Annotated in this window: 9 protein-coding genes; all 9 read left to right on the top strand. The window is 63.1% G+C overall.

Translation table 11 applies throughout. The features are described 5' to 3' along the window. Positions 1 to 926 (top strand): hypothetical protein (locus CJ197_RS14990; RefSeq protein WP_233191017.1); only part of this gene is annotated, 926 nt, incomplete at its 5' end. Beyond that, a complete protein-coding gene (locus tag CJ197_RS14525) occupies positions 923 to 2299 on the top strand; it encodes a YcaO-like family protein (RefSeq protein ID WP_083603250.1) in 1377 nt (458 codons plus the stop codon). The genes CJ197_RS14990 and CJ197_RS14525, both read left to right, overlap by 4 nt. A gap of 128 nt (positions 2300 to 2427) precedes the next feature. Further along, a complete protein-coding gene (locus CJ197_RS14520; protein ID WP_073717282.1) occupies positions 2428 to 3048 on the top strand; it encodes a CPBP family intramembrane glutamic endopeptidase in 621 nt (206 codons plus the stop codon). Positions 3049 to 3359: 311 nt separating this feature from the next. After that, positions 3360 to 3677: a hypothetical protein gene (locus tag CJ197_RS14515; protein WP_102237441.1), complete on the top strand. Its 318-nt coding sequence runs from the start codon at positions 3360 to 3362 to the stop codon at positions 3675 to 3677. A gap of 21 nt (positions 3678 to 3698) precedes the next feature. Beyond that, the gene (locus tag CJ197_RS14510) at positions 3699 to 4931 is read left to right on the top strand and encodes an acyl-CoA thioester hydrolase/BAAT C-terminal domain-containing protein (RefSeq protein WP_102237440.1); all 1233 of its coding nucleotides are present in this window, start codon (positions 3699 to 3701) and stop codon (positions 4929 to 4931) included. Positions 4932 to 4940: 9 nt separating this feature from the next. Next, a complete protein-coding gene (locus tag CJ197_RS14505; RefSeq protein WP_083603252.1) occupies positions 4941 to 5585 on the top strand; it encodes a TetR/AcrR family transcriptional regulator in 645 nt (214 codons plus the stop codon). Positions 5586 to 5675: 90 nt separating this feature from the next. After that, positions 5676 to 6272: a TetR/AcrR family transcriptional regulator gene (locus tag CJ197_RS14500; protein ID WP_073717286.1), complete on the top strand. Its 597-nt coding sequence runs from the start codon at positions 5676 to 5678 to the stop codon at positions 6270 to 6272. Positions 6273 to 6288: 16 nt separating this feature from the next. Then, positions 6289 to 7497 carry an MFS transporter gene (locus CJ197_RS14495; protein WP_073717287.1) on the top strand — a complete coding sequence of 403 codons (1209 nt, stop codon included), beginning with the start codon at positions 6289 to 6291 and terminating at the stop codon, positions 7495 to 7497. Further along, positions 7490 to 9202, top strand: coding sequence for an ABC-ATPase domain-containing protein (locus CJ197_RS14490; RefSeq protein WP_073717288.1), 1713 nt, complete (start codon positions 7490 to 7492; stop codon positions 9200 to 9202). Before CJ197_RS14495 ends, CJ197_RS14490 begins: the two co-directional genes overlap by 8 nt. Positions 9203 to 9432: the final 230 nt, after the last annotated feature.

The raw sequence follows: 9432 nt of genomic DNA, 5'->3' as shown, positions 1-9432 counted from the left end.
CCCGCGCCATCCGCACACTCCACCGATCAGACCCCCGCCGACCGGGGGTGTTGCTTCGACGCTATGACACCACCAAGAGCACGGGACAAACAAACGAAGACATCCGAGCGGTAGTAGAATATCTCGAAGAGAAGGAGATCGTCTCCGCTGAGGCCGACAACTATCTCGACCAGTACGTCGACCTGGTCCAAGGTCGACGTTCCTCTCTTCGTGAATGTCTCGAACCCGTGGTCATCGTGGGCCCGGCCGAGGTTACCGGCCCTCTGCAGACGGGCTTGGCACAGACAGTGCCCGACCTGGAGATCGCACTCGCCGATGAGGACCATCCCCTGGCATCACTGACTCACGCTGACTCAGCGTGGCTGGAGGACGGTCTGGAGTTCTATCGCCAAATACAACGGTTCGAGGAGTTGCGCGGGAGCTTTGTCATCTATGCCGAGGCAGTGGCCGATCCGGTGAAGACCCGAATCGTGGACCGTGTCATGGACCATCTCGGGGTGCCGTGGCTCTACGGTGTGGTCGACGGCCCGTTCGTTCTCGTGGGCCCGACTACCGTGTCGAAGCGCACCCCTTCCTGGGATGCCTATGAGACGCGCATGCTGATGAACCTGCGTGAAAGCGCCTCGTACCAGTCCTATAAGAAGGCCCTCGCGCAAGGCCGCGTCAACCAGGACAAGGCGTTCGAAGTGCAGCCGGTGCTCGCCCAGCTCCTCGCCGCCCACCTCCTGCCGGAAGCCGTGTCGTGGGTGACCACAGGCACAGCAGGAACCCTGTCACACGCCTACTCATTCTTCGCCCCGACCTCCGAGTTCGCTGTTCACGAGATCCTGCCCCTGCCCGACAGCACCGTCGGCATGCCGGTGGCAGAACGCGATGACTTCGAGCTGTACTTCGGGACACGGACGCTGGAGGAGATCGCAGAATGACACCCTCACCGAGCATGCGCCTGTCCTCAACGGACCATCACCCTCGCCTCAATCCCGACTTCGACCGGCTGGCCCGACGGATCATCAGCCCGCTGACCGGGCTCAGCCGCACCCTGGGCTTCATGATGCGCGGTCGCGACGAACCACGCATCATTGTCTCCGGCGCACAGCTAACCGGCGTTGAACACCTCCTTGGACGCAAGAGCGGTCTGACCTATCACATCGGTGGATGCGGCATCTACACCGAGGAAGCCCTGATCCGCAGTGTTGGCGAGACCGTCGAACGCTACGCCCAGGTCGTCAGACCCCTCACAGCCGACTATGAAAGCGTCTTCGAGACGCAGGCCTCGATGACCGAGGCAGGCAGGTCCGCCCTTGTCGGCCCTTTTGCGCGCCCGTTCCGCGACGAACAGTATGCACAGGACACGTTCGCATACTCGCCGCTCGAATCGGATTCCCCGATCACGTGGACCCCCACTCGTTCGCTCATCACCGGCGAGACAAGGTGGGCGCCAGCGCAGTTGCTCTACATTGGATACCAGCTCCGCAAACGGGAGGGCGAGCCGTGGCTGAACTCGGCTGTCACGACCGGGAGCGCAGCCCACACCTCACCCGAACTCGCCGTCCGGTCGGCGCTCTACGAGTTGATCCACGGCGATGCCGCGATGGGTCACTGGTACACCGACCGTATTGCTCCACAAGTGCGTTTCGGTCGTCGCACCACGGCGCTCAAGGCCCTGCTTGACCGGCACCTCGCTGGCTCGCAGGTCACGCCCACCTTCCATTATCTCGAACTGCCCGGCTTCAACGTTCACGTCACTGCGTGCGTGATGCGCGGCCGCCCTGGGTCGGGACGGGGGCACAACCTCGGGCTCGGCATCGCCTCAAGTCTCGAAGACTCCCTCTACAAGGCGTTTCTCGAGTCAGCAGCGGGAGTCCAGCTGTCGAAAATGCTGCGGATATCTCCCGAGCTTGTCGACGGTGCCGTGGGCGCGCGCACCACTGACACGACGCAGATGTTCGACCTCGACGCCAATGTCGCCCACTACGCGCGACCAGACGGCGCCGCGGTCCTCGATCGAAAGTTCCCCAAAGACCAGTTTGTCGACGCCAGCGATCTGCCTGCTGATGGAGCATCGGACGTGCGCTCTGAGATCGACGCGGTCATCGCCGGCTACAAGCGCCTTGGCGCAGAGCTTGTGTTCGCCGACTGCACGACGCCAGAAGCGCGCAGGCTCGGCTTCTACGTACCCCGGGTCTGGTCACCAGACACGATGAGCCTGTGCCTGCCGAGCGCCCCGCCACTGAACCACCCGCGTTTCCAGGCATATGGCGCGGTCGCTGATGCCATGCTTCCGCACCCCTACGCATAGGCCGGTGGGCAGATGTGATTGCTCTGACAGCCCTTGCTCTGGCAGGACGACCACTGAGCGCGCACATCCTCGCGTGGTGTGTCAGCCGGGGCCTGCGGGTACGGCCCGGCGTCATCTTCATTGTCACGATGACGCCCATCGCCGTCGGAGCCATCGTCACCGGAGCCACGATCAGCCCGGCGCCTGACAAGATCACACAGGTGGGCATCCACGTGCTCATCGGCCTGGGTCTCGGGGCGCTCTTCGTCCTGACAGAATGGTCTCTCGCCCGATACGTCCGCCCGAAGACTCAACGAGCGACGGAAGCGACGGACATCGACGCCCGACTGCACACCGATCCGTCTGTCGCCGATGCCGACGGAATCGCCCGCATCTACCGCCACTGGGCCACTCCCCAGAAGATCGCCATCGCCCGACCCTGGGCGTTGCCGGAGCTCTGCCTCGTCGCGATCGTCGAGGAAATCCTGTATCGCGGAATCGTCGGCTTCGTGGCACTCAGCGTCGAAACACCGGCGGCGTCCATCGGACTCTTGGCAGTGTCCGCGATGCTCTTCGGGCTATCGCACGACGCCTACGGTGCTCACCAGATCGTTCTCAAGACCGCCTACGCCTCGGTCCTGGCCGGGACCACTCTGCTCGCGGGCTCGCTGCTCTCTGCTGTCGTTGGCCATCTGGCGCTCAACGCCTTCTCGTGGGCACAAACCCGGCACTGGATGCGGGCAGTTCAAGCACAACAGAGGGCCGGATGAGCGAGCAAGACGTTTCCGGTCCCCGGCTCCTCCGAGAAGCAGGGCGCACATACGCAGCAGCGGGCCTGGGCTTGACCGGAGCGCTCATCCTGTTGGCTGCAGCAGGGTGGCCGCGCTCGACGATCTCCACCCCCGAGGCTGTCCTCAACGGCCTCTGCCTGGGACTCACAGAGGCGACAGTCCTCCTCAACGGATATCTGTGGATAGGTCGCAGGATCTCCGCCTCACCTCGTTACCAAGACGGGCAGCTCCCCAGAAAGACTGCCGGATGGATCTGGGCCGCCTACCAGGGGGCTGCACTCCCACTCGCTGTGGCTCAGCACCGCCTGCGGCGGGGTGAACTCGGCACGATCCTTGCCCTCGTACTCATCACCGGGCAAGAACTTCTCCTGCGCGCAATCCAGACTGCCCTGACTCCCACCCACCAACTGCTGGGTATCGGGGTCAGCGTCGCCATCGGCATTGCCCTCGCCGTCTCCCCGTGGGTACCGCGGTTTCACTGGCTGTTCGCCGTACTTCAAGGCACCCTCATGGGTCTGCTGCACGGGCTCGTATTCACCATCACCGGCAGCCTAGCCGCCGTCGTGACGGCAACTGCCGCCTCCTACCTCGTCCTGAAACGCATCTAGAAGCTAAAGGAAATCACTGTCATGGTGCACTTCGCCCCACACGTTCCTCACGGCCTTGTCGACGAGCCCATCACCGCGGTCCTCCACGAAGCCTCGCCACACCAGACCCTGTCCGTGGAGGTCTCGACAATCGATCACGAGCAACGGCGATGGTCCCGCACGCTCGACGTGCACGCTGATGCCTCAGGCCGCCTCGACCTCACCCAGGCCTCCCAGGTCGACGATGGCCTCGGCTACGACCCTCACGGGCTCGTCCATCAGCTCACGCCCGAGGAACCTGCTCGATGGACAAACCAGATCTCGTTCACGCTGCACCCCCTCACCATCCTGATCGACGTACGCGATCCCGCAACCGGAGACCTCCTCGCAGCGACCGAGTTCGTACGAGCTTTCACCGGCAGAGACGTGATCCGCCATGAATGGCGCACCAGAACGACCACGGCGAACCTCTACCAACCCGCCCAAGGACACGACAACCGAGCTGTCGTCGTCATTCCAGGCGCATGGGGAGGATTCGACTGGTGCAACCAGATTGCAGCACTCATCGCCTCACATGGACGACCGGCGCTGGCATTGCCCTACTTCGACTGGCGAGCAGAGTACGGACTACCAACAGGCATCGACCGCATCCCACTTGAGTACGCACAAGAAGCCGTTCGACGCCTGCATGCTAAGCCAGGGATTGACCCGAACTGGACCAGTGTGATCGGCATGTCCAAAGGTGCCGAGTTCGCGCTCGCGTGGGCAAGCCATGATCCGAGCGTCGACGAACTCATCGCACTGTCACCCACCCTCTACGCTTGGGAATCTGTGCGCGAAAACGGGACGCCGCCGGCACGCTCGTCTTGGAGCTTCCACGGAGAGCCGCTACCGTTCCTGCACTTCGACGCCGACGAAGAATTCTACGAGACGCTGGACAAAACACTGCTACAGAAGTTCCACGACAAAGCCGTCGAGGAAGCTCCATCCGACACACCTGCACGACTGCCTGTTGAGCTCATCAAAGCGCGCACTCTCTTGATTTCACAGGAGAGCGACACACTTTGGCCGGCGTCACGCATGGGTGCCGAGATCGTCCAGGCGATGCAGCAGTCCGGAGCAGGTGCACAAGTCGAACACCACATCGTGCCGGGTCGCGGTCACGCGATGTTCGCCGCTGGGGTACCTGCCAATGATGTCGACACGTCGGCCCGCATCAACGGCCTGGCCCAGACCGCGATCTGGGCCCAGGTCCGCGAGTTCTTGCAAATCTAGCCAGACGCCCTGGCATCGACGAGCATTGGGAGAAGAGGGTACGACATACCGAAGAAAAGACCCAGGCAACCCGCGAACGAATCATGCTCGCGGCACTGGACGCGTTCGCTAGGGACGGATGGGCAGGAGGCGACGTACGAGCAGGTCGCCTCCACTGCGGGATTGACTCGGGGCGCGGTCCACCACCACTTCAAAAGCAAGACCGACTTGCTGCAAGACGCCCTCGTATTCGGTTGGCTCGCCTACAGCGAAAGACTCCTCGCCCACCTCGAACGGACCAGCTCCGCGACACAACGGCTCCGCGACTTCATCGCCGAATACATCACCCTCCTGGATGAAGACGAACGCTTCAAAGCACTCGCTGCAAACACTGTCCTCATCGCTCCGGCGGCACTGGGCCCCAGTGCCGCACAGAGCCACGCCATCGATCACTGGCGCAACGCGATCACTGCTGCACTGGCCGAAGCCCAGCCACCGGGACCGATACCAGCAGAACTGGCATCTCGGCTCATCATCACACTCATCCTGGGTCTGACCGCCGCCGCCATCTGGAGACCGGCCGACATCCCCAACCCCGAGCATGCGCCCACGATGGCAGCACGCCTTACCAGCGCGGTCGTGACTCCGAGCCCCGAGCCGAGGCAGAACACATGAACACCGACAAGAACCTGCAACCGAAGAGTCCTCGACCCACAGGGTACGGCGCCATTGACCCCCTACTTGGATACGTGCTAACTTGTATGTATGAGACGTACTGCCGAGGACGCGGCCAAGACCCGCGTCGCGCTGCTAGACGCAGCACTAAGGGCCTTCGAGGAGAAGGGGTGGCGGGGGGCAACATTCGAGCACGTCGCAGAGTGCGCAGGCGTCACACGAGGCGCGCTGAACCACCATTTCCGCGACAAGCAAACCCTGCTCATCGAGGCGCTCGAATGGGGCTGGTCCGACTACGGGCAGCGCTTGTTCTCCCAGAACAACGACTCAGTAGGCACGTCGGCTCACGAAGCGCTGAAGGCTCTACTAGCTGACTTCACTCGCTTGCTCACCCGCGATGAGAGATTTCGCGCCCTGGCATCAACGACTGTTCTCGTTGCGCCACAAGCTCTTGAGCATTCCGAACGCAACAGCGCCCTCGACGAATGGCACGAGCGCATCGAAGGTCTCATATCCATGCCCGAGCGCGACACTGCTCGCCCAGGGAGGAGAGAGATCGCCAGCCTCGTACTCGTGCTCCTCCAAGGGTTCACCGTGACTGCGGTGACTCGCCCACAAGACATACCGCAACCCGACGAACTCGACACCGCACTCACAGCGCTGGTGAGGGGGTTGCTCGACTCCTAAGGACACACACTTCGCTATGACCACCAACGTCACCTCTCGCGTATCCGGTGCGACTCCGGCGCGCGCCACCACCGTGGCCGGCGGCATTCTCTTCACCGACATGCTGCTCCAAGGACTCGCCATCCCCGTGCTGCCGCTACTGCCTGCGGTTGTCGAGCAAGGAGCAGCCGCAACCGGCATCCTCTTCGCGTCCTACGCCGTGGCAATGGTCATTGCCACGCTCTTCGCCGGACACCTCGTCGACCGCCGCGGTCCAAAGGGTCCACTCGTGATCGGGCTGATCGTCTTGGCGATCGCGACCCTCCTGTTCGCCACAGGAGGGCCGTACTGGCTCCTCCTGGTCGCTCGCTTCGTCCAGGGAATCGCCGGCGGCGTCGCATGGGTCGCGGCACTGTCGCTTATCGCCGCAACGACAGGGTTCGACAAGCGAGGCCAGATGATGGGCATCGCCATGTCCACCGTGACTCTGGGGGTGCTCGTCGGCCCGCCACTGTCTGGCTTCCTCGTCGACGCGTTCGGACCCGCTTCGCCGTTCCTGCTAGCCACATTCGTCGCCATCGTCAATCTCGTCCTGCTGGTGGCACTGATTCCGGGATCGCCTCGGCAGACCGACGACACAGCAGGGCCCTTCACCGTGCTTCGTGTATCGGGCTCGGCGGCCATCGTGGCTGCGATCACGATCGGCGCGGCGGTCCTCGCTGCAGTGCAACCCGTGCTTCCCGGGCACCTGGGAGCACAGGCGACGAGCACCATCATCGGCGTCCTGTTCGGTGTCGCCGCGCTCGTGAGCATCATTGCCAACCCGATCGTGGGCAGGTTCGTCGCCTCGGCACCGCCTCGGGTGCTTATCGGCATCGGCATCGTCGCCGTGGTGGCCGCACTGCTCGTTCTCGGCTGGTCAACCAGCATCTGGCAGATCGCGATCGGAATGGGCCTCCTGGGCCTGTCGTCGGCAATGTTGCTCGCCCCCGCCACCACGCTCATCAGCGAGCAAGGATTTCGGTCGAACCCGCCCACGCTCGGCGGATCGTTCGCGCTCTACAACCTCGCATACGCGGCAGGCCTGGCGATCGGACCGCTGCTGACCGGATTCGGTGTCCAGCAAACCGGTTTCACCACGGCCATGGTGATTGCCGCCGTCGTGCTCGCTGTGCTCGGCGGCATAGCCCTCACCAAGCTGCCCGGGCGCCAGAACGTCACCGCCTACGAGGACAGCCATGCGTGATCGTACGGCCCTCGAGCGTACCCTCGCCCAGATCGATGGGCGAGGGTACGCCTCGTACAAACAACTCGCCGGCACCTACCAGTTCGGCACCTTTCGCCTGGCCATCGACCAGGTCCAGGTCGACCCCTACGCCCCACCGTCACGAATGCGGATTATCCTGGGCCCCCAAACTGCTGGACTGCCTGCCGATCTGACCAACGATGCGATAGGACGACGCGCGGTCGCTGACTTCCTCACCCGTCAGTTCTTGGACGTCGCCCACCGCTTGTTGCCAGAACCCTCCGGTACAGGCAACAGCGGGCTAGTCAGCATCGGCCACCCTGGCCAGGAAGTCCTTGAACGCACCAGCGTCGTCATCGCCCCTGACCGCATCGAGGCGCGTATCGATGTTGGCCTCCCTGCATCCGGGCGCAGAGTCCGTGGCCGCGAGGCCTCCAAACTCCTGGGCTCCCTCTTGCCGAGGATCGCCAATGCTTCACTCGTGTGCGCGAATCTCAACGAGCGCGTGCTGCGAGAGCATGTGATCCTCCACCGCGATCAGGAATGGCTGCGTTCCCAACTTGCTGGCCAGAATCTTGTGGCCTTCGTCGGCGACGGCGCGATCTTGCCTCGTCGTTCTGGAGACTCAGATCTCCCGTTGTCCGGTACGGATGCTATACCGTTCACCAGCCCCGATAGCATGCAGGTCGAGTTTCAACTGCCCAGTGGACAGACCGTGACAGGGATGGGTGTGCCCGAAGGCGTCACTGTCATTGTCGGTGGTGGCTACCACGGCAAATCGACTCTTCTCCATGCCATCGAACGCGGGGTCTATCCGCACATCGCCGGCGACGGCCGGGAGTGGGTCATCACCCGTGCCGATGCAGTCAGCATCAGAGCCGAGGACGGCCGAGCCGTCACCGGCGTCGACATCTCGCCCTTCATCACGAACCTGCCCTCTGGCATCGATACGCGGTCGTTCAGCACGTCTAACGCCAGCGGTTCGACCTCCCAAGCCACAAACCTGGTCGAGGCCATCGATGCCGGTGCGTCTGCGTTGCTGATCGATGAGGACACATCAGCGACAAACTTCATGATCCGAGACGAACGCATGCGCGCTCTAATCCCAGCCAGCCGGGAGCCCATCACGCCCTTCGTCGCCCGTGTCCGACCGCTATTTACCGAACTAGGCGTGTCAACGATCCTTGTGGCGGGAGGGTCTGGAGCGTTTTTCGATGTCGCAGATCAGGTTATCGCACTCGACCACTACATCGCGCGCAACGTCACGAAGGAAGCTCGCAAGCTCATCTCAGACCACCAAGACGCTGAACCGAATGATGGCTCCCGGGCGTTCACCTACGAACGGACTGCTCGAGTCCCAGATCCGAGCTCTCTTACGCGATCGAGAAATCAGAGGCCGGCGAAAGTGAGAGGCGCGACAATCCAATTTGCAGGCGAGACGATCGACCTCAGCGCTATGGCCCAGCTCGTCGATCCAGCACAGACTCAAGCCATTGCATGGGCACTCGACCGTATCGCAGGCCTCGCCGACGGTCAGAACTCCATCGAAGAGCTGGTGCTAGCAGTACAGGAACGGGTTGATGCAGAGAGCCTCGATTGGGTGTCGCCATTCAACGGACACCCGGGACACCTGACAAGACCACGACAACACGAACTACACGCAGCGCTCAGTCGGTTACGCGGCCTGCACCTCGCAGGACCATGAGCCGCGTTGCTAGGCCGCGTCTACGCGGCGTTCATGGCCCGTGAACCCTCCTGTGGGACTGAGGGGTACCAGGTTTCGCTGGCGCTCGCAGCGGCTGCATGCCTTGTCGGGTTCATGGGCATCGCCCTCCTCTTGCGCAGTGATCGAGCCCTGTCGCGCTAACCTCGGGCTTTCATCGTTGAGGTGTCCGAGGGGTGGTCGTAGACGCGGAAAGGTGCTCCTGACCTGGA

The sequence above is a fragment of the Brachybacterium sp. UMB0905 genome (assembly GCF_002871795.1).
Classification (GTDB): Bacteria; Actinomycetota; Actinomycetes; order Actinomycetales; family Dermabacteraceae; genus Brachybacterium.
This window is presented reverse-complemented; position numbering and strand designations above follow the sequence as displayed.

Excerpts from the sequence above, each read along its gene's own strand:
- CJ197_RS14525 (WP_083603250.1), top strand. The coding sequence starts at position 923 with ATGACACCCTCACCGAGCATGCGCCTGTCCTCAACGGACCATCACCCT.
- CJ197_RS14520 (WP_073717282.1), top strand. The coding sequence starts at position 2,428 with ATGACGCCCATCGCCGTCGGAGCCATCGTCACCGGAGCCACGATCAGC.
- CJ197_RS14510 (WP_102237440.1), top strand. The coding sequence starts at position 3,699 with ATGGTGCACTTCGCCCCACACGTTCCTCACGGCCTTGTCGACGAGCCC.
- CJ197_RS14500 (WP_073717286.1), top strand. The coding sequence starts at position 5,676 with ATGAGACGTACTGCCGAGGACGCGGCCAAGACCCGCGTCGCGCTGCTA.
- CJ197_RS14495 (WP_073717287.1), top strand. The coding sequence starts at position 6,289 with ATGACCACCAACGTCACCTCTCGCGTATCCGGTGCGACTCCGGCGCGC.
- CJ197_RS14490 (WP_073717288.1), top strand. The coding sequence starts at position 7,490 with ATGCGTGATCGTACGGCCCTCGAGCGTACCCTCGCCCAGATCGATGGG.